The organism is Streptomyces sp. WAC07094 (assembly GCF_036320405.1).
Classification (GTDB): Bacteria; Actinomycetota; Actinomycetes; order Streptomycetales; family Streptomycetaceae; genus Streptomyces; species Streptomyces lannensis.
Genome location: NZ_JAVMJZ010000001.1, coordinates 3,663,783 through 3,683,623 on the forward strand (window position 1 = coordinate 3,663,783; position 19,841 = coordinate 3,683,623).

Here is a 19,841-nt window from a genome sequence, read left to right on the forward strand (position 1 = left end):
CCCTTACAGCTTCATCAGGCTGGCGTCGTCGACCGAGGCCGAGTGGCGGGTACGGAACAGCGACACGATGATCGCCAGCCCGACCACGACCTCCGCGGCGGCGACGACCATCGTGAAGAAGGCGATGATCTGGCCGTCGAGATTGCCGTGCATCCGGGAGAAGGTGACGAACGCGAGGTTGCAGGCGTTGAGCATCAGCTCGACGCACATGAACACCACGATCGCGTTCCGCCGGATCAGCACGCCGGTGGCGCCGATCGTGAACAGCAAGGCGGCGAGATAGAGGTAGTTGACCGGGTTCACTTCGACGCCTCCTCGGTCCTCTTCAGGGCCGGTCGCTCGTCCTCGGCCCGCTCCAGGCGCTCCGCGGCACGCTGCTCCAGGGCTTTGAGATCGGCGATCGCCTCGTCGGACACGTCACGGATCTGACCTCGGTCCCGCAGTGTCTTGTTGACGGTCAGCTCGGACGGAGTGCCGTCCGGCAGGAGACCGGCGATGTCCACCGCGTTGTGCCGGGCGTAGACGCCGGGGGCGGGCAGCGGGGGAAGGTGCTTGCCCTCGCGTACGCGCTGCTCGGCCAGCTCGCGCTGGGTCTTGGCGCGCTCGGTGCGCTCGCGGTGGGTGAGCACCATGGCGCCGACCGCGGCCGTGATGAGGAGGACGCCCGTGATCTCGAAGGCGAACACGTACTTGGTGAAGATGAGGGCCGCGAGACCCTCGACATTGCCGTTCGCGTTCGCCTTGCCGAGGCCGTTGAAGTCCTTCAGGGAGGCGTTGGCGATGCCGGCGAGCAGCAGGACGCCGAAGCCGAGCCCACAGACAAGGGCCAGCCAGCGCTGGCCCTTGATGGTCTCCTTCAGGGAGTCCGCCGCGGTGACACCGACGAGCATCACCACGAACAGGAACAGCATCATGATCGCGCCGGTGTAGACGACGATCTGCACGATCCCCAGGAAGTAGGCGCCGTTGGCGAGATAGAACACCGCCAGCACGATCATGGTGCCGGCGAGGCACAGCGCGCTGTGCACGGCCTTCTTCATGAACACGGTGCACAGGGCGCCGATCACCGCGACCGTACCGAGGACCCAGAACTGGAAGGCCTCACCGGTGGAGGTGGTGTAGGCGGCGAGCTGCGGGCTCATGCCTCAGCCCCCTTTTCTCCCTTGGACACGGCCACTTGGCGCTCCGTGCCGGGAGCGGCCTCCGTGACCAGGCCCCGGTAGTAGTCCTGCTCGTCCATCCCGGGGTAGATCGCGTGCGGCGAGTCGACCATGCCCTCTTCGAGACCGGCGAGCAGCTGCTCCTTGGTGTAGATGAGGTTCGCGCGGCTGGAGTCCGCCAGCTCGAACTCGTTCGTCATCGTGAGCGCTCGTGTGGGGCATGCCTCGATGCACAGGCCGCACAGAATGCAGCGGGCGTAGTTGATCTGGTAGACCCGCCCGTACCGCTCACCGGGCGAGTAGCGCTCCTCGTCGGTGTTGTCCGCGCCCTCCACGTAGATCGCGTCGGCGGGGCAGGCCCAGGCGCACAGCTCACAGCCGATGCACTTCTCCAGGCCGTCCGGATGGCGGTTGAGCTGGTGCCGTCCGTGGAACCGCGGAGCCGTGGTCTTCTTCTGCTCCGGGTACTGCTCGGTCAGCCGCTTCTTGAACATGGCCTTGAAGGTCACGCCGAAGCCGGCCACGGGGTTCTGGAAACCCGGCTTGGTCTCCTTGGGCTCCTCAGCCATCGGACGCCTCCTTTCCATCCGTAGATCCGTCACTGACAGTGTCCGACCCGCCACTGACAATCAGTTCCCGCTCCCTGCGCGGGCGGCGGCGGGGAACGGGCGGAAGGGTCTGCCCCGGCAACGGCGGTACGGGGAATCCGCCCGCCATGGGATCGAAGGCGGCCGGCTCCTCGGCGGGCTGCGCCGGTTCCTTCGCCTTCTCGCGGAACATGTCGATCACGAACGACAGCAGCAGCAGCGTGAGGACGCCGCCTGCCACGTACAGGGCGATGTCGCTGAAGGCGTAGTGCTCGTTGCGCAGCACCCGCACGGTCGCGACGAGCATCAGCCAGACCACGGAGACCGGGATGAGGACCTTCCACCCGAGCTTCATCAGCTGGTCGTAGCGGACGCGCGGCAGCGTGCCGCGCAGCCAGATGAAGAAGAACAGCAGCAGCTGCACCTTGATCACGAACCACAGGAGTGGCCACCAGCCGTGGTTCGCACCGGCCCAGAAGGTGCTGATCGGCCAGGGTGCCCGCCAGCCGCCGAGGAAGAGCGTGGTCGACACGGCGGAGACCGTCACCATGTTCACGTACTCGGCGAGCATGAACATCGCGAACTTGATCGACGAGTACTCGGTGTTGAAGCCACCGACCAGGTCGCCCTCGGACTCCGGCATGTCGAAGGGGGCGCGGTTGGTCTCACCGACCATCGTGACGATGTAGATGATGAACGAGACCGGCAGCAGCAGGATGAACCAGCGGTCGTGCTGCTGCTCGACGATCCTCGATGTCGACATCGACCCCGAGTAGAGGAACACGGAGGCGAAGGCGGCACCCATGGCGATCTCGTAGGAGATCATCTGGGCGCAGGAGCGCAGCCCGCCGAGAAGCGGATAGGTGGATCCCGAGCTCCAGCCCGCCAGCACGATGCCGTAGATGCCGACCGAGGCGACCGCGAGGATGTAGAGCATCGCGATCGGCAGGTCGGTCAGCTGCATCGCGGTGCGATGGCCGAAGATCGAGATCTCGTTGCCCGAGGGCCCGAAGGGGATCACCGCGATCGCCATGAAGGCCGGGATGGCCGCGACGATCGGCGCGAGGACGTAGACCACCTTGTCCGCGCGTTTGACGATGACGTCTTCCTTCAGCATCAGCTTCACGCCGTCGGCGAGCGACTGGAGCATGCCCCAGGGGCCGTGCCGGTTGGGGCCGATGCGCAGCTGCATCCAGGCGACGACCTTGCGCTCCCAGACGATGGAGAACAGCACGGTCACCATCAGGAAGGCGAAGCAGAAGACCGCCTTGACGACGACCAGCCACCACGGGTCGTGGCCGAACATCGAGAGGTCTTCAGCGGCGAGGTACGGGCTCATGCCTCCACCTCCTTGGGAGCGTCGGCGGAAACCGTCGCCGGGCCGATGTGGACGAGGGTGCCGGGCAGCGCCCCGGTGTCGGAGCCGACACCGCCGCCCGTCGAGTTCAGCGGAAGCCAGACGACCCGGTCGGGCATCTCGGTGATCTGCAGCGGGAGTTCCACGGTTCCGGCGGGGCCGGTCACGGCCAGGAGGTCGCCGTCCTTGACACCCGCCTCGGCGGACGTGGCCGCGGACACACGCGCGCGTGCCGCGTGCCGTGTGCCGGCGAGGGCGTCGTCGCCCTCCTGGAGGCGGCCCAGGTCGAGCAGCAGCCGGTGGCCCGCGAGCACGGCCTCCCCGGCGGCGGGTCGGGCCAGCTGCCCGCCGATCTCCAGGGGGTTGTCCGCGCGGGGGCCGTCCCACGCCCCGAGCCGGTCCAGCTCCGTACGCAGCGTGTGCAGATCCGGAAGCCCCAGATGGACGTCCATGGCGTCGGAGAGCATCTGGAGCACTCGCACATCGGTGGGTGCCAGGCGGCGGGTCATCTGGTCGGGCTTGAGCGCTGCGTCGAACAAGCGGGCGCGGCCCTCCCAGTTGAGGAACGTCCCCGCCTTCTCGGCGACGGCCGCGACGGGCAGCACCACGTCCGCGCGCTCGGTGACCTCGCCGGGCCGCAGTTCGAGCGAGACCAGGAAGTCCACCGCGGAGAGCGCCTCACGCGCGCGTGCCGGGTCGGGCAGGTCGGCGACCTCGACACCGGCGACCACGAGGGCCCCCAGTTCGCCGGTCGCCGCGGCCTCGATGATCCGGCCCGTGTCCCGGCCGTGACGCTGCGGGAGTTCGGCGACGCCCCAGGCGGCCGCGACCTCCTCCCGCGCACGCGGATCGGTGGCCGGGCGTCCGCCCGGCAGCAGCGACGGAAGCGCGCCCACCTCGACGGCGCCGCGCTCCCCGGCCCGGCGCGGGATCCACACCAGGTCGGCTCCGGTCGCGGCCGCGGTGCGGACGGCGGCGGTCAGCCCGCCCGCCACACCGGCGAGGCGCTCGCCGACGACGATCACCGCGCCCTCGGTGCGCAGTGCCTCGGCGGCGCGTACGCCGTCCTCCTCCAGGCCGACCTTGCCGGCCAGCGCGTCCAGCCACTCGGTCTCGGTGCCGGGCGCGGCGGGCAGCAGCGTGCCGCCCGCCTTCTCCAGGCCCCTGGTGGCGTGCGTGGCGAGCGAGAAGACCTGCTGCCCGTGCCCACGCCAGGCCTTGCGCAGCCGCAGGAAGACGCCGGGCGCCTCCTCCTCCGACTCGAATCCGACGAGCAGGACGGCGGGCGCCTTCTCGAGGGAGGTGTACGTGACCCCCGTGCCGTCCAGGTCGCGACCGCGTCCGGCGATCCGGGCGGCCAGGAAGTCGGCCTCCTCGGCGCTGTGCACTCGCGCGCGGAAGTCGATGTCGTTCGTCTCGAGGGCCACCCGCGCGAACTTGCTGTACGCGTAGGCGTCCTCGACGGTCAGCCGGCCGCCGGTCAGCACTGCGGCCCGGCCCCGCGCGGCCAGCAGACCCCGGGCCGCCGCCTCCAGCGCCTCCGGCCAGGACGCCGGCGCCAGTTCGCCGGACTCGCCCCGCACCAGCGGCGTCTGCAGCCGGTCCCTCATCTGCGCGTACCGGAAGCCGAAGCGCCCCTTGTCGCAGATCCACTCCTCGTTGACCTCGGGGTCGTTCGCCGCGAGTCGCCGCATGACCTTGCCGCGCCGGTGGTCCGTCCGGGTCGCGCAGCCGCCGGAGCAGTGCTCGCACACGGACGGCGACGAGACGAGGTCGAAGGGCCGGGAGCGGAACCGGTACGCCGCCGACGTGAGCGCGCCCACCGGGCAGATCTGGATGGTGTTCCCGGAGAAGTACGACTCGAAGGGGTCGCCCTCGCCGGTGCCGACCTGCTGGAGCGCGCCCCGCTCGAGCAGCTCGATCATCGGGTCGCCCGCGATCTGGTTGGAGAACCGGGTGCAGCGGGCGCACAGCACGCAGCGCTCCCGGTCGAGCAGCACCTGGGTGGAGATCGGGACGGGCTTCTCGAAGGTGCGCTTCCTGCCCTCGAAGCGGGACTCGGCGCTGCCGTGCGACATCGCCTGGTTCTGCAGCGGGCACTCGCCGCCCTTGTCGCAGACCGGGCAGTCCAGGGGGTGGTTGATGAGCAGGAGCTCCATCACACCCTTCTGGGCCTTCTCCGCGACGGGTGAGGTGAGATGGGTCTTCACGACCATCCCGTCCGTGCAGGTGATCGTGCAGGAGGCCATGGGCTTGCGCTGGCCCTCGACCTCCACGATGCACTGGCGGCAGGCGCCGGCCGGGTCGAGGAGGGGATGGTCGCAGAAGCGGGGCACCTCGATGCCGAGCTGCTCGGCGGCACGGATGACCAGGGTGCCCTTGGGCACGCTGATCTCGATGCCGTCGATCGTCAGCGTCACGAGGTCCTCCGGCGGGACCGCCGCTTCTCCCCCTCCCGAGGGAGCGCTGGTGGTCACGGTCATGCGGTCACCTCCGTGGGCTTGTCAGCCCAGGCCGTGGACTTGGCCGGGTCGAAGGGGCAGCCCCGGCCCGTGATGTGCTCCTCGTACTCCTCGCGGAAGTACTTGAGGGAGGAGAAGATCGGCGAGGCGGCGCCGTCGCCGAGGGCGCAGAAGGACTTGCCGTTGATGTTGTCGGCGATGTCGGCGAGCTTGTCGAGGTCGGACATGCTCCCCTTGCCCGCCTCGATGTCGCGCAGCAACTGGACGAGCCAGTACGTGCCTTCGCGGCAGGGTGTGCACTTGCCGCAGGACTCGTGGGCGTAGAACTCGGTCCACCGGGTGACGGCGCGGACCACGCAGGTCGTCTCGTCGAAGCACTGCAGGGCCTTGGTGCCGAGCATGGATCCGGCGGCGCCCACACCTTCGTAGTCGAGCGGGACGTCGAGGTGCTCGTCGGTGAACATGGGGGTCGAGGAACCGCCCGGCGTCCAGAACTTGAGGCGGTGGCCGGGCCGCATCCCGCCGCTCATGTCGAGCAGCTGGCGCAGTGTGACGCCGAGCGGGGCCTCGTACTGGCCCGGGTTCGTGACATGGCCGCTGAGCGAGTAGAGCGTGAAGCCCGGGGACTTCTCGCTGCCCATCGAGCGGAACCATTCCTTGCCCCGGTGCAGGATCGCGGGAACAGAGGCGATCGACTCGACGTTGTTCACCACGGTCGGGCACGCGTAGAGGCCCGCGACCGCGGGGAAGGGAGGACGCAGCCGTGGCTGGCCCCGGCGGCCTTCGAGCGAGTCGAGCAGTGCGGTCTCCTCACCGCAGATGTACGCGCCGGCGCCCGCGTGCACGGTGAGTTCGAGGTCGAGTCCGCTGCCGAGGACGTCCTTGCCGAGGAAGCCCGCCGCGTAGGCCTCCTCCACGGCCGAGTGCAACCGCCGCAGCACGGGGACGACTTCGCCGCGCAGATAGATGAAGGCATGCGACGATCGGATCGCGTAGCACGCGATGACGATGCCCTCGATGAGGCTGTGCGGGTTGGCGAACAGGAGCGGGATGTCCTTGCAGGTCCCGGGCTCCGACTCGTCGGCGTTGACGACCAGGTAGTGGGGCTTGCCGTCTCCCTGGGGGATGAACTGCCACTTCATCCCCGTCGGGAAGCCGGCGCCGCCGCGTCCGCGCAGCCCCGAGTCCTTGACGTACGCGATGACCTCGTCGGGCGACATGGCGAGGGCCTTGCGCAGCCCTTCGTACCCCTCGTGCCTCCGGTAGACGTCCAGCGTCCAGGACTTCTCCTCGTCCCAGAAGGCGGACAGAACGGGCGACAGCAGCTTCTCGGGGCTGATCTCTCCCCCGCCCTCGAACTTGCCCGGGCGGGAGGTCCCCCCGTCCTCGGTGGTCACTGTCATCACTCCCCCTCCTCCGTGACGGGACCCGCCGGGTGGGCCGGGTCGGAGGCCGATGTGTCCTGTGGCGCGTCGTGCGAACCGAGGTGCTCGGCCGGAGACGGCTCGTGCACGGACCCCGGTCGCGGCTCGTCGTGCGGTCCGCCGTCCCTCGGGTGCACCACACGCGCCGTGGGGGTCTCGCCCTTGGACAGCCGCAGCCCGACCAGCGAGGCGGGACCGGCGGCGCCGCTCGCGTCGACGGCACCGTCCCGTTCGTCGGGGAAACCGGCCAGCATCCGGGCGGTCTCCTTGAAGGTGCACAGGGGCGCACCGCGGGTGGGTTCGACCTGCCGGCCCGCCCGCAGGTCGTCGACGAGGCTCCTGGCGCTCTCGGGGGTCTGGTTGTCGAAGAACTCCCAGTTGACCATCACGACCGGTGCGAAGTCGCAGGCCGCGTTGCACTCGATGTGCTCCAGGGTGACCTTGCCGTCGTCGGTGGTCTCGCCGTTGCCGACGCCCAGGTGCTCCTGGAGGGCGGAGAAGATCGCGTCACCGCCCATCACGGCGCACAGCGTGTTGGTGCAGACGCCCACTTGGTAGTCCCCGGAGGGCCTGCGCCGGTACATGGTGTAGAAGGTCGCGACCGCGGTGACCTCGGCCGTGGTCAGGTCGAGCATGTCCGCGCAGAACTGCATCCCGGTGCGCGTGACATGTCCCTCCTCCGACTGCACGAGGTGCAGCATCGGCAGCAGGGCGGAGCGCGAGTCCGGGTAGCGCTCGATGATCTCGCGCGCGTCCCGCTCGAGCCGGGCCCGCACGTCGTCCGGGTAGTCGGGCGCGGGCAGCTCGGGCATCCCGAGGCTGATGCCGCGTTCCGAGGAACTGGTGGTCACCGGTCGACGCCTCCCATCACGGGGTCGATGGACGCGACGGCGACGATCACGTCGGCGACCTGGCCGCCCTCGCACATCGCCGCCATGGCCTGCAGGTTGGTGAAGGACGGGTCACGGAAGTGGACCCGGTAGGGGCGGGTGCCGCCGTCGGACACGACATGCACCCCGAGTTCGCCCTTGGGCGACTCGACCGCCGCGTACGCCTGTCCCGGCGGGACCCGGAATCCCTCGGTCACCAGCTTGAAGTGGTGGATCAGGGCCTCCATGGAGGTGCCCATGATCTTCTTGATGTGGTCGAGGGAGTTGCCGAGCCCGTCCGGCCCGAGGGCCAGCTGCGCGGGCCAGGCGATCTTCTTGTCGGCCACCATGACAGGTCCGGGCTGCAGCCGGTCCAGGCACTGCTCGACGATCGCGAGCGACTGGCGCATCTCCTCGAGACGGACGAGGAAGCGGCCGTAGGCGTCGCAGGTGTCCGCGGTCGGGATCTCGAAGTCGTACGTCTCGTAGCCGCAGTAGGGCTGGGCCTTGCGCAGGTCGTGCGGCAGCCCGGCGGAGCGCAGGATCGGGCCGGTGGCGCCGAGGGCCATGCAGCCGGCCAGGTCGAGATAGCCGATGTCCTGCATACGCGCCTTGAAGATGGGGTTCCCGGTGGCGAGCTTGTCGTACTCCGGGAGGTTCTTCTTCATCTTCTTCACGAACTCGCGGATCTGGTCCACCGCGCCCGGCGGCAGGTCCTGGGCGAGTCCGCCGGGGCGGATATAGGCGTGGTTCATCCGCAGACCGGTGATCAGCTCGTAGATGTCGAGGATCAGTTCCCGGTCACGGAAGCCGTAGATCATGATCGTGGTGGCGCCGAGCTCCATGCCTCCGGTGGCGATGCACACCAGGTGGGAGGACAGCCGGTTGAGCTCCATCAGGAGCACCCGGATGATCGTGGCGCGGTCCGGCACCTCGTCCTCGATGCCGAGAAGCTTCTCGACCGCGAGGCAGTACGCCGTCTCGTTGAAGAACGGCGTGAGGTAGTCCATGCGCGTCACGAACGTGGTGCCCTGCGTCCATGTGCGGTACTCGAGGTTCTTCTCGATACCGGTGTGGAGATAGCCGATGCCGCAGCGGGCCTCGGTGACGGTCTCGCCCTCGATCTCCAGGATGAGCCGGAGCACGCCGTGCGTGGACGGGTGCTGCGGGCCCATGTTGACGATGAGGCGTTCGTCGTCGGCGCGGGCCGCGGACTGGACCACCTCGTCCCAGTCGCCGCCGGTGACCGTGTAGACGGTGCCTTCGGTCGTCTCGCGCGCGGAGGCGGAGGACGGAGTCTGCGTGCTCATGAGTACGACCTCCGCTGGTCCGGAGCCGGGATCTGGGCGCCCTTGTACTCGACGGGGATTCCGCCGAGGGGATAGTCCTTGCGCTGCGGGAACCCCTGCCAGTCGTCGGGCATCATGATCCGCGTCAGCGCCGGGTGGCCGTCGAAGATCAGGCCGAAGAAGTCGTACGTCTCGCGCTCGTGCCAGTCGTTGGTGGGATAGACGGGGACGAGGGACGGGACGTGCGGGTCCGCGTCGGGTGCGCTGACCTCCAGGCGGATCACCCGGTTGTGGGTGATCGAGCGCAGGTGGTAGACGGCGTGCAGCTCGCGGCCCTTGTCGCCGGGATAGTGCACTCCGCTCACGCCCGTGCACAGTTCGAAGCGGAGCGCCGGGTCGTCGCGCAGGGTCTGGGCAACGGCGACCAGGTACTCGCGTTCGATGTGGAAGGTCACCTCGCCCCGGTCGACGACGGTCTTCTCGATGGCGTTGCCGGGGACGAGGCCCTGTTCCTCGAGTGCGCCCTCGAGTTCGTCGGCGACCTCGTCGAACCAGCCTCCGTAGGGCCGCGTCGCGGCGCCGGGGAGACGGACGGAGCGGACCAGGCCGCCGTATCCGGAGGTGTCCCCTCCGTTGTTGGCGCCGAACATGCCGCGCTGGACGCGGATCTCCTCGCCGTGGTCGCCGCGCATACCCGGCAGGTTGGCGGCGCCGAGGTCCTTCTCGGGGTTGACGCCGTTGCCGTTCACGCCGTCGCCCGGCGTGTTCGCACCGTTGCTCTTCGCATCGCTCATCGCAGCAGCCCCTTCATCTCGATCGTCGGGAGTGCCTTGAGCGCCGCTTCCTCCGCCTCACGGGCCGCCTCCTCGGCGTTGACGCCGAGCTTCGAGGTCTGGATCTTGTGGTGGAGCTTGAGGATCGCGTCCATCAGCATCTCGGGCCGCGGCGGACAGCCCGGCAGATAGATGTCGACCGGGACGATGTGATCCACGCCCTGGACGATCGCGTAGTTGTTGAACATGCCGCCCGAGGAGGCGCAGACCCCCATGGAGATCACCCACTTGGGGCTCGGCATCTGGTCGTAGACCTGCCGGAGGACCGGCGCCATCTTCTGGCTGACACGGCCCGCGACGATCATCAGGTCCGCCTGCCGGGGCGAGCCGCGGAAGACCTCCATGCCGAAGCGCGCCAGGTCGTAGCGGCCGGCGCCGGTGGTCATCATCTCGATGGCACAACAGGCGAGGCCGAAGGTGGCGGGGAAGACCGACGCCTTGCGCACCCAGCCCGCGGCCTGCTCGACGGTGGTGAGAAGGAAACCGCTCGGCAGCTTTTCTTCGAGTCCCATGACTAGTGGCCCCTCAGTCCCATTCCAGGCCGCCGCGCCGCCATACGTACGCGTACGCGACGAAGACGGTGAGCACGAAGAGCAGCATCTCCACGAGCCCGAAAACTCCGAGGGCGTCGAAGGTGACGGCCCACGGATAGAGGAAGACGATCTCGATGTCGAAGACGATGAAGAGCATCGCCGTCAGGTAGTACTTGATCGGGAAGCGCCCGCCACCGGCCGGCGTGGGGGTCGGTTCGATACCGCACTCGTACGCCTCGAGCTTGGCGCGGTTGTACCGCTTCGGACCGATCAGCGTGGCCATGACCACGGAGAAGATCGCAAAGCCTGCCCCGAGGGCTCCCAGTACGAGGATGGGCGCATACGCGTTCACCGCTCCTCGCTCCTCTCAGTCGGCACTGACTGCTGGCGGTTGCGCCGGGTTCGCGGCCGCCCCACCTGTCCCACGAACCCCACTCGCCCCAGCGAAGATCGCGCACATGTGAAGCAGGTCACAAGCCCAACTGCCCCGCATCTTATGCCCGCCGGTATGTGATCTGCGACACGGGGGTCACCACGTACTTTGTGATCTCCACCACCTGGCGAAGGATCATGAAGTCGGATGAGCGGTGATCTTCGTACGCGAAGCAGTCGAGCGATCACCAAGAGGTGACATTTTCGCTCGTCGTCGCTGGTCGGAGCCGTTTCGCACTATCAAAGGGAAGTCGATCGAGGCAAATTCGCCCTGGGCACGATCCCTTGATAGTGGACTCCGTTCACACGTCAGTGGGAGGTGTGAGGACGGATGTGGACGTGTGCACGCGTTCACGAGCCGGAGGCCCGACCTCACGGAGGACGGGGTGCACATACGGACGGACGCGAAGGACACCATCCGCGCGCGGGACGCCGCCGCAGCGGTGACCGTTCCGTGACCTGCGCCACATCGGAAGATGATCCGATAAACGGGGCTTGGCCACCTGGGTCGACCGATGGTAGGCGCAGAGCAATCCGGACGTAACGACGAAAGGCCGTGATCACAGGCTTGATCACTACTGTCCACAATGTCCGTTACGGCGTCAATAAGGATTGACGCGAAGGGGATTTGAGGTGTCGATTGAACAACTGTGGCGCACCACACGTTTCTTGAAGGTATGGAGGAGCCCCTGATACCGCTTGTTCTCATGTCCCACACCGCTCACATACGCAGCCACCGGAAGCCCCGCAACCGCAGCGCGTCGACGATCGCGATGCGGGCCGGGGTTGCCGGGGGCGTCCTCGGTCTGGCCGCCGCCGGAGCTTCGGCCACGGCGAACGCCGCCGAGCCGGTGACGCAGACGCTCGAACTGCCCACCCTGACCACCGACCTGGCCCAGCAGGTCGCGCAGTCCGCGGCCGCCACCCAGCAGGCCGCTGCCAACTACCAGCTGCAGGCCGAGCGTGACGCGGCCGCCGCAAAGGCCGCAAAGCAGGCAAAGGCGGACCTCGCCGAAGCCAAGAAGAAGGCCGCGGAGGCCAAGCGCAAGGCCGAGGCCGCGCGCAAGGCCGCGGCGGCCGCCGCCTCGCGCAGCGCCGAGCGCACCGTCCTCACCGCCGCGTCGAACAGCACCGCGACGAGCACCTCCACGGCGACCGGTTCGGCCGCCGCGGTCATCGCCTTCGTCAAGGCGCAGATCGGTGACTCGTACGTCATGGGCGGCACCGGCCCCAACTCGTGGGACTGCTCCGGTCTTGTGCAGGCCGCGTTCAAGCAGGTGGGCGTCAGCCTTCCGCGCGTCTCCCAGGGCCAGTCGACCGCCGGCACCCAGGTCTCGCTCAGCAATCTGCAGCCGGGCGACATCCTCTACTGGGGCGGTGCGGGCAGCGCGTACCACGTCGGCGTGTACGTCGGCGACGGCATGTTCGTCGGCGCGCAGAACCCCTCCACCGGTGTGGTGGAGAAGCCGCTGTCGTACGACCCGCCGTCCGGCGCGGTCCGGGTGCTCTGAACAAGCAGCCGGGAAGTCATGGGGAGTGAAGGGCCGCAGCCGCTCGGGGGCAGCGGCCCTCCTCCTCATCCGAGGTCGAAGGTGTTCGGCAGGCCGAGGCGGTAGCGCACCTCGTCGACCCGCTTGAGGGGCTCCATCTCCGGCGGTCGGTACAGCTCCCAGATCCGGCACCGTTCGGCCTCGGAGCCGTCCCGGTCGAGCAGCGCGTTGACGGCGCGGCGCGCCGACTCGTTGGCGCCTTCCATCGTCGCCAGGTCCACATCGGTGCGGACGTAGTCGCCGGCGAGGAAGAAGTTCGGCACGGCGGTCCTCGCCGACGGGCGGTTGTAGAGCGTGCCCGTGGGATGGATCAGGAGTGGCTCGCGGTTCTGCGGATCGGGGCCGCCGAGCCCTGTCACGGCCGGATCCATGAACCAGCCGAGCCGGTCGGCGTCCGTCAGCACCGTCTTGCCGGAGTCGTTCAGCGCGTCCTTCAGCTGCGCCCAGCACTCCTCGACGATCTCCTCGCGCGTGCACTCACGGGCCTTCTTGCCGTACAGGATGCCCGGCTTGTCCCACTCCGAGACGATCACGGACAGGCAGTCATGGGCGGTCCCGTCGCCGTAGTCCTGCGAGAAGTTCCGGACGTCCCAGAACTGCGCCTGCCCGATCCCCGTCACCGACCAGGGTGAGTCGAGGCAGTTGATGTGCCCGTGGACGACGGGCGTCGGCGTGCGCAGATAGAACTGCACACCGGTCATCCAGTCCGTCTGCAACGCGTCGCACCGGGCGAGCTGCGGGTCGGCCGCGCGCAGGGCGGCGCCCCAGGTGCGCCGGGCGTGCTCCACGGGCATGGCCGAGACGTAGTGGTCGGCCGTGACGGTGCGTTCGACGCCGCTGTCACGGGCCGCGACCCTGACGCCGCTGACCTGCCCGCCCTCGTACAGCACCTCCCGCACCTCCGTGCCGAGCACGAACCCGACGCCGAGGGAGCGCAGATGGGCGGACCACGGGTCGATCCAGGCCTCGCTCGTCGGGGCGTCGAGCACCCGGTCGATGTCCGCGTCGCCGTCCATGCCCCGGCCGAGCAGGCCCCACAGCAGCAGCGCCTCGATGATGACGCGGCCGACGGTACGGGTGGAGGCGATCTCGGCCCGGGTGGCGACGAGGTTGCGGGTCTGCCCGACGCCGAGGAGCGTGCCGTACTCCTCGCTCATCCGCTCGGCGCGGATGAAGTCCCACCAGGTGGTCTTCTCCCACTGGTCCTCCCGGCGCGCGTCGCAGCTGGTGAGGTGGACGAGGACGCGGTCGGCGAAGTAGGCGGCCTCGTACGCGGGCAGCCGGCTGCCCAGGTCGAGGACGGAGAGGATCTGGTCGCGGAGCCACGACGGCGTGATGTCGCCCGGCGCGGGCGGCGTGGTGACCCGCCGCAGCGGGAAGTGAAGATCCGGACGGCCGGCCTCTCGGGCGAAGAGCGCCTCCGTGCCGCCGCGGAGGTTGTCGTGGACGCCGTTCTCGTTGCCGGGGAAGGGGATGCGGCGCAGGGTGTCCGGCAGGTTCCGGTAGAAGCCCGGGAAGAAGCGGAAGCCATGTTCGCCGGGCAGCGGTCTGCGGCCGCCCGTGCCGGTTCCGGGGACGTCCATCGAGCGTGCCTTGCCGCCGAGCACATCGTAGTACTCGTAGACGGTCACGCTGTAGCCGCGTTCGGCGAGTTCCTGGGCTGCGCTGAGTCCGGAGACGCCGCCGCCGAGGACGGCGACGTGCTTACCGGTGGAGGCGGCGGCGGTGTCCGGCCATAACGCGAAGGCCCCCACCGCACCCCCGGCGCCCGCCAGGAACCGTCTGCGGGTCGTTCCCTGGTGTTCTGTTGTCATGGATACGGGAGGGTAGGGAGAGCGGGCACCGCGACGACAGGGCACGGCCGGGTCACCCACCGCATCCTCACAACGGTGCAGGATTCACCCGAAAGGGAACACAGGCGTGACGACGGGCGCCGGACCGGTTCCCATGACCGTCCGGCGCCCCCGTACCGTCGGTCAGGCCTTCGGGGCCACCTTCGACAGGCCGTTGATGACCCGGTCCATCGCGTCGCCGCCGGTCGGGTCGGTCAGGTTGGCGAGGAGCTTCAGCGTGAACTTCATCAGCAGCGGATGGGTCAGGCCCCGCTGCGCCGCGATCTTCATCACCTTCGGGTTGCCGATCAGCTTCACAAAAGCGCGACCCAGCGTGTAGTAACCGCCGTAGGTGTCCTTGAGGATCTTCGGGTAGTTCTGCAGGGCCATCTCGCGCTGGGCGGGGGTCGCCCGGGCCAGGGCCTGGACGATGACGTCCGCCGCGATCTGGCCCGACTCCATGGCGTACGCGATGCCCTCGCCGTTGAAGGGGTTCACCAGGCCGCCCGCGTCGCCGACGAGCAACAGGCCCTTGGTGTAGTGCGGCTGGCGGTTGAAGGCCATGGGGAGGGCCGCGCCGCGGATCGGGCCCGTCATGTTCTCGGGGGTGTAGCCCCAGTCCTCGGGCATCGAGGCGCACCAGGCCTTGAGGACCTCGCGCCAGTCCAGCTCCTTGAAGGCGGCGGAGGTGTTCAGGACGCCCAGGCCGACGTTCGAGGTGCCGTCGCCCATGCCGAAGATCCAGCCGTAGCCCGGCAGGAGCCGCTCCTGACCGCCCCTCCGGTCCCAGAGCTCCAGCCAGGACTCCAGGTAGTCGTCGTCGTGGCGGGGGGAGGTGAAGTAGGTGCGCACCGCGACGCCCATGGGGCGGTCCTCACGGCGGTGCAGGCCCATCGCCAGCGACAGGCGCGTGGAGTTGCCGTCGGCGGCCACCACCAGCGGGGCGTGGAAGGTCACCTCGCGCTTGTCCTCGCCCAGCTTGGCGTGCACGCCGGTGATACGGCCGGTGCGGTCGTCGACGACGGGCGCGCCCACGTTGCACCGCTCGTACAGGCGCGCTCCGGCCTTCTGCGCCTGCCGCGCCAGCTGCTCGTCGAAATCGTCGCGCTTGCGGACCAGACCGTAGTTCGGGTACGAGGCGAGGTCGGGCCAGTCCAGCTGGAGCCGCACCCCGCCGCCGATGATGCGCAGGCCCTTGTTGCGCAGCCAGCCGGCTTCCTCGGAGATGTCGATGCCCATCGACACGAGCTGCTTGGTGGCACGGGGCGTGAGGCCGTCGCCGCACACCTTCTCGCGCGGGAACGCGGTCTTCTCCAGCAGCAGGACATCGAGCCCGGCCTTCGCCAGGTAGTAGGCGGTGGTGGAACCGGCTGGCCCGGCCCCGACGACGATCACATCGGCGGTGTGTTCGGTAAGGGGCTGGGGCTCGGTCACGGCGGGTCTCCCCAAGGCTCGACGACGGCAACGGCGACACGGGCACCGGCAGCGGTGAATGCGCCGAAATCATCGGCGAAAACGATGTGCTGACGGGCACGGGACATGGGCAGTCTATTCAGCGGTATCGATCCCCCGGCTGAAGGGCTGCCCTCCGTGAACCGAGCTCTCCCCGACGTGCTGCTCCGCGTTCCCAGCGACGAGGACGCCTTCGCCTGGCACCGGATCTTCGACGACCCCGAGGTCATGAAGTTCCACGGCGGCCGGGCCGCCGAGCTGTCCGTGTACGAGGAGCTCACCGCACGCCAGCGCAGACACGACGCCGAGCGCGGCTTCTGCCTGTGGACCATGCTCGACGACTCGGGCGAGGTCATCGGTTTCACGGGCGCGCAGCCGTGGCCCGGTGGGTGGGGCCCGGAGGGCGAGATCGAGATCGGCTGGCGCCTCGGGCGGGCCCACTGGGGCAGGGGCTATGCCACCGCGGCGGCGCACGCCACGCTGGAGCGCCTGCGGACGGCAGGGGTGCCCCGGGTCGTGGCGATGGTCCTGCCCGCCAACGAGCGGTCCGTCGCGGTGACCCGGCGCCTGGGCATGGAGCTCGCCGAGGTGTTCACGCACCCCACTCTGGGAGGGCCCGCGCACTGCTACCGACTCGATCTGTGACGTTCGGTAGTCGACTGCTACAGAAAGACACGTGACGCTTCCGGGTGGCACCCTCGGCCGGTTACCCTTCCAGTACCGCTGGGGGTGAAATCTGTGCGTATAACACCCAAACCACCCGAAGTGCGTGTGCCGCGGCTGGTCGGCCTGATGGCGATGGACGCGCGCGAGGCCGCCGCGAAGCAGGGCGTGCTGCTGGCCGCACCCGACCGGCCGGAATTCCATCTCATCGTCGTCGACTACGTCGTCCGTCAGTACCCCTTGCCCGGTGCCGAGGTACCACGCGGTGCCGTGGTCACCGTGTGGTTCGATCTCGGGGAGGGCGAGGGCGGCGGGGGCGCCGGGGTCCGCGAGCCACGGCTGCCCATTCCGCCACCGGGCGGACTGCGCCGCGAACTCGACGAGCCGGGCAGCGCCTTCGAGGTGCTCAGGTGACCTGACGCCGCGCAGCCGAATTCGGGTCCGGGTCCTTGGGGCGGAGACCCTCAGATCTCCTTGAAACCGCGGTGCAGCGCCACGATCCCACCCGAGAGGTTCCGCCACGCCACCGACGACCAGCCCGCCGTGCGCAGCCGCTCGGCCAGCGCGGGCTGGTCGGGCCAGGCACGGATGGACTCCGCGAGGTAGACGTACGCGTCGGGGTTGGAGGAGACCGCGCGGGCCACCGGCGGAAGCGCGCGCATCAGGTACTCGGTGTAGACCGTGCGGAAGGGGGCCCAGGTCGGGTGTGAGAACTCGCAGATCACGACCCGCCCACCGGGCTTGGTCACCCGGTACAGCTCGCGCAGCGCCGCTTCCGTGTCCTGCACGTTCCGCAGGCCGAAGGAGATCGTCACCGCGTCGAAGACGTCGTCCTTGAACGGCAGCCGTGTCGCGTCGCCGGCCGTGAACGGCATCCAGGGAAGCCGCTTCTTGCCCACCTGGAGCATCCCGAGCGAGAAGTCGCAGGGGACGACGTACGCGCCCGTGCGCGTGAAGGGAAGGGACGAGGTCGCCGTACCGGCGGCGAGGTCCAGGACCTTCTGCGCGGGACGCGCGTCCACGGCCCTCGCGACCTCCTTGCGCCAGACCCGGTCCTGTCCGAGCGACAGCAGGTCGTTCGTCAGGTCGTACCGTTCCGCCACGTCGTCGAACATCGAGGCGACTTCGTGCGGCTGCTTGTCCAGGGATGCGCGGGTCACGGTCCCCATTGTGGCAGTACGGGGCGAGCGGGCCCGAGGCACCCGGCCGGTACGCCGGGCGTCCCGCTCCCCGAGGCCGGGCGCCGCTCCGGGCCCCCCTCACCGAACCACCGGCACCGGCCGCGGCGCGACGTGCCGGCTGTCCGGTACCGGCGGCAGTACCCGGCCGCCGCCAAGCCGTTCGTACCACGGTTCGGCGGCACGGCTCGGCGGTCAACGGCACGGGGCGGACGCGGGGTTCGGACCCTCGATCCGCTGACGGGCCGGCCCGTCAGCGACGCCGGTACACGAGCCGCCCCGCGAGGACCGTCGCCACACAGGTACCCGCTCCGCGCTCGGCGAGCGCGGCCTCGTCCGGGACGTCGAACACCGCGAACGTCGCGTCCCGGTCCGCCACGACCTCGGGCGGAAGCGGCGATGCCCACACCTGGGCCGGACTCCGTCCGGCCAGCGGGTCGAGGGACGGCGGGCCCGCGGGACGCTCCGAGCGCTCCTGCCGCCGCAGTCCGGCGCGATGCACGGCGTCCACCACGGCTGGCCGAGACAGCCGGCCGGCCACGGCGACGGTTCCGTGCGCCAGCATCCGCTGTACTCCGCGCCGTGCGCTCGCGCCCCAGCGTGTGTCCCCGACCGCCAGAGCGGCGAGGGCCTCGCCCGTGATCGGCTCGGTGCCCAGCTCGTCGGCCTCGCGCGGATCGGGGTGGTACGCGGCCTCCAGCAGCTCGGGCCCGTACGGATTCAGCAGCCCGGGCGTGAGGATTCCCGGCCAGCGCCGCACCCGGGCGGTCGGATGCGCCGCCGCCAGTTCCTCGTACGCGCCGACGCCCGCGCACCGTCTTCCGTCGACGAGCACCGCCCCACCGGGCACGGAAGGCCGCCGGTCCCCCGTGATCAGGAGGCCGGCGGCATGGATCGTCAGCACGCGCGGGCTAGTTGGAGGCGAGAAGCTTCAGTTCGGGATGGGCGGTTCCGCCCTCGATCGCCGTCGACGAGATGTGGGACATGACGCGCTCGTCGACCGGGTCGTCCGCCGGGTCGTCGTGGACGGCGAGGTGCTCGTACGTCGTCGAACGCTGGGCCGGGACGCGCCCCGCCCTGCGGATCAGGTCGATGATCTCTAGCCGGTTGGACCGGTGCTTCGCCCCGGCGGACGAGACCACGTTCTCCTCGAGCATGATCGAGCCGAGGTCGTCCGCGCCGTAGTGCAGGGACAGCTGACCGACCTCCTTGCCGGTGGTCAGCCACGAGCCCTGGATGTGCTGGACGTTGTCGAGGAACACACGGGCGATCGCGATCATCCGCAGGTACTCGAAGAGAGTGGCCTGGGTGCGGCCCTTCAGATGGTTGTTCTCGGGCTGGTAGGTGTACGGGATGAAGGCCCGGAAACCGCCCGTGCGGTCCTGCACTTCACGGATCATCCGCAGGTGCTCGATACGCTCGGCGTTGGTCTCGCCGGTGCCCATGAGCATGGTGGACGTGGACTCGACGCCCAGGTTGTGCGCGGTCTCCATGATCTCCAGCCAGCGCTCGCCGCTCTCCTTGAGCGGGGCGATCGCCTTGCGCGGCCGCTCGGGGAGGAGTTCGGCACCGGCACCGGCGAAGGAGTCCAGCCCGGCGGCGTGGATACGCGTGATGGCCTCTTCCACCGAGACGCCGGAGATGCGCGCCATGTGCTCGACCTCGGACGCCCCCAGGCTGTGGATGACCAGCTGCGGGAAGGCGTCCTTGATGGCACGGAAGTGCTTCTCGTAGTACTCGACGCCGTAGTCCGGGTGGTGTCCGCCCTGGAACATGATCTGCGTGCCGCCCAGTTCGACGGTCTCCGCGCACCGGCGCAGGATGTCGTCGAGGTCCCGGGTCCAGCCCTTGGCCGTGTCCTTGGGGGCCGCGTAGAAGGCGCAGAACTTGCACGCCGTCACACAGACGTTCGTGTAGTTGATGTTGCGCTCGATGATGTACGTCGCGATGTGCTCGATACCGGCGTACTTGCGGCGGCGCACGGCGTCCGCCGCGGCACCCAGCGCGTGCAGCGGAGCGTCGCGGTAGAGGGCGAGCGCTTCTTCGGGAGTGATCCGCCCACCGGCGGCGGCGCGGTCGAGGACGGACTGAAGGTCGGCCTTCTCGGTCACCGGGCGTCCCTTTCGTAAGGGTGAGGAAATCGGGCGCGAGGCCCATTCGAAGCAAGGGGGTGGTGGGAGACGGGTGGGCGGACCGAACCAGCCTACGCCAGCGGTTTCG

The 19,841-nt window shown here is 69.4% G+C and carries 19 protein-coding genes; 3 read left to right on the top strand and 16 right to left on the bottom strand.

Features of this window, described 5'->3' with window-relative positions; genetic code table 11:
• Nucleotides 1-3 precede the first annotated feature (3 nt).
• Genes nuoK through RCR19_RS16150 form a run of 11 tightly spaced genes read right to left on the bottom strand, consistent with a single transcriptional unit; the run spans nucleotide 4 to nucleotide 10,866 of the window.
• Complete coding sequence (gene nuoK, locus RCR19_RS16100) at nucleotides 4-303, bottom strand: NADH-quinone oxidoreductase subunit NuoK (protein ID WP_030742982.1); 300 nt, start codon at nucleotides 301-303, stop codon at nucleotides 4-6.
• Complete coding sequence (locus RCR19_RS16105; RefSeq protein WP_331265772.1) at nucleotides 300-1,142, bottom strand: NADH-quinone oxidoreductase subunit J; 843 nt, start codon at nucleotides 1,140-1,142, stop codon at nucleotides 300-302. Before RCR19_RS16105 ends, nuoK begins: the two co-directional genes overlap by 4 nt.
• A complete protein-coding gene (gene nuoI / locus RCR19_RS16110; RefSeq protein ID WP_331265773.1) occupies nucleotides 1,139-1,729 on the bottom strand; it encodes an NADH-quinone oxidoreductase subunit NuoI in 591 nt (196 codons plus the stop codon). Before nuoI ends, RCR19_RS16105 begins: the two co-directional genes overlap by 4 nt.
• Complete coding sequence (nuoH, locus tag RCR19_RS16115; RefSeq protein ID WP_331265774.1) at nucleotides 1,722-3,086, bottom strand: NADH-quinone oxidoreductase subunit NuoH; 1,365 nt, start codon at nucleotides 3,084-3,086, stop codon at nucleotides 1,722-1,724. Before nuoH ends, nuoI begins: the two co-directional genes overlap by 8 nt.
• Nucleotides 3,083-5,587, bottom strand: coding sequence for an NADH-quinone oxidoreductase subunit G (locus RCR19_RS16120; protein WP_331265775.1), 2,505 nt, complete (start codon nucleotides 5,585-5,587; stop codon nucleotides 3,083-3,085). The genes nuoH and RCR19_RS16120 overlap by 4 nt, the downstream gene beginning before the upstream one ends.
• The gene (gene nuoF, locus RCR19_RS16125; RefSeq protein ID WP_331265776.1) at nucleotides 5,584-6,969 is read right to left on the bottom strand and encodes an NADH-quinone oxidoreductase subunit NuoF; all 1,386 of its coding nucleotides are present in this window, start codon (nucleotides 6,967-6,969) and stop codon (nucleotides 5,584-5,586) included. Before nuoF ends, RCR19_RS16120 begins: the two co-directional genes overlap by 4 nt.
• The gene (gene nuoE, locus RCR19_RS16130) at nucleotides 6,969-7,841 is read right to left on the bottom strand and encodes an NADH-quinone oxidoreductase subunit NuoE (protein ID WP_331265777.1); all 873 of its coding nucleotides are present in this window, start codon (nucleotides 7,839-7,841) and stop codon (nucleotides 6,969-6,971) included. Before nuoE ends, nuoF begins: the two co-directional genes overlap by 1 nt.
• A complete protein-coding gene (locus tag RCR19_RS16135) occupies nucleotides 7,838-9,169 on the bottom strand; it encodes an NADH-quinone oxidoreductase subunit D (RefSeq protein WP_331265778.1) in 1,332 nt (443 codons plus the stop codon). Before RCR19_RS16135 ends, nuoE begins: the two co-directional genes overlap by 4 nt.
• On the bottom strand, nucleotides 9,166-9,942 hold the full coding sequence (locus tag RCR19_RS16140) for an NADH-quinone oxidoreductase subunit C (RefSeq protein WP_331265779.1): 777 nt from the start codon (nucleotides 9,940-9,942) through the stop codon (nucleotides 9,166-9,168). The genes RCR19_RS16135 and RCR19_RS16140 overlap by 4 nt, the downstream gene beginning before the upstream one ends.
• The gene (locus RCR19_RS16145; protein ID WP_055493096.1) at nucleotides 9,939-10,493 is read right to left on the bottom strand and encodes an NADH-quinone oxidoreductase subunit B; all 555 of its coding nucleotides are present in this window, start codon (nucleotides 10,491-10,493) and stop codon (nucleotides 9,939-9,941) included. Before RCR19_RS16145 ends, RCR19_RS16140 begins: the two co-directional genes overlap by 4 nt.
• A 13-nt stretch (nucleotides 10,494-10,506) precedes the next feature.
• Nucleotides 10,507-10,866, bottom strand: a complete 360-nt coding sequence (locus RCR19_RS16150) for an NADH-quinone oxidoreductase subunit A (protein WP_007383963.1) — start codon at nucleotides 10,864-10,866, stop codon at nucleotides 10,507-10,509.
• A 787-nt stretch (nucleotides 10,867-11,653) separates the two neighbouring features.
• Here RCR19_RS16150 and RCR19_RS16155 point away from each other — a divergent pair.
• Nucleotides 11,654-12,457, top strand: coding sequence for a C40 family peptidase (locus RCR19_RS16155; protein ID WP_331265780.1), 804 nt, complete (start codon nucleotides 11,654-11,656; stop codon nucleotides 12,455-12,457).
• Between the two features lie 65 nt (nucleotides 12,458-12,522).
• Here the strand turns inward: RCR19_RS16155 and RCR19_RS16160 are convergent, their stop codons facing one another.
• Both RCR19_RS16160 and RCR19_RS16165 read right to left on the bottom strand, forming a co-directional pair.
• Nucleotides 12,523-14,310, bottom strand: a complete 1,788-nt coding sequence (locus RCR19_RS16160) for an FAD-dependent oxidoreductase (RefSeq protein WP_331265781.1) — start codon at nucleotides 14,308-14,310, stop codon at nucleotides 12,523-12,525.
• Nucleotides 14,311-14,472: 162 nt separating this feature from the next.
• Complete coding sequence (locus tag RCR19_RS16165) at nucleotides 14,473-15,762, bottom strand: geranylgeranyl reductase family protein (protein ID WP_331265782.1); 1,290 nt, start codon at nucleotides 15,760-15,762, stop codon at nucleotides 14,473-14,475.
• Nucleotides 15,763-15,918: 156 nt separating this feature from the next.
• Here RCR19_RS16165 and RCR19_RS16170 point away from each other — a divergent pair, with 156 nt between their 5' ends.
• Both RCR19_RS16170 and RCR19_RS16175 read left to right on the top strand, forming a co-directional pair.
• Complete coding sequence (locus RCR19_RS16170) at nucleotides 15,919-16,425, top strand: GNAT family N-acetyltransferase (RefSeq protein ID WP_331265783.1); 507 nt, start codon at nucleotides 15,919-15,921, stop codon at nucleotides 16,423-16,425.
• A 93-nt stretch (nucleotides 16,426-16,518) separates the two neighbouring features.
• On the top strand, nucleotides 16,519-16,857 hold the full coding sequence (locus tag RCR19_RS16175; protein WP_331265784.1) for a PASTA domain-containing protein: 339 nt from the start codon (nucleotides 16,519-16,521) through the stop codon (nucleotides 16,855-16,857).
• 50 nt (nucleotides 16,858-16,907) lie between these two features.
• On the opposite strand, the gene RCR19_RS16180 is transcribed toward RCR19_RS16175, so the two are convergent.
• From RCR19_RS16180 to mqnC, 3 genes are all read right to left on the bottom strand, one after another.
• Nucleotides 16,908-17,603: a demethylmenaquinone methyltransferase gene (locus RCR19_RS16180; protein ID WP_331265785.1), complete on the bottom strand. Its 696-nt coding sequence runs from the start codon at nucleotides 17,601-17,603 to the stop codon at nucleotides 16,908-16,910.
• 271 nt (nucleotides 17,604-17,874) lie between these two features.
• On the bottom strand, nucleotides 17,875-18,525 hold the full coding sequence (locus RCR19_RS16185) for a hypothetical protein (RefSeq protein ID WP_331265786.1): 651 nt from the start codon (nucleotides 18,523-18,525) through the stop codon (nucleotides 17,875-17,877).
• 7 nt (nucleotides 18,526-18,532) lie between these two features.
• Entirely contained in the window at nucleotides 18,533-19,732 is a 1,200-nt protein-coding gene (mqnC, locus tag RCR19_RS16190) for a cyclic dehypoxanthinyl futalosine synthase (RefSeq protein ID WP_331265787.1), read from the bottom strand.
• Nucleotides 19,733-19,841: the final 109 nt, after the last annotated feature.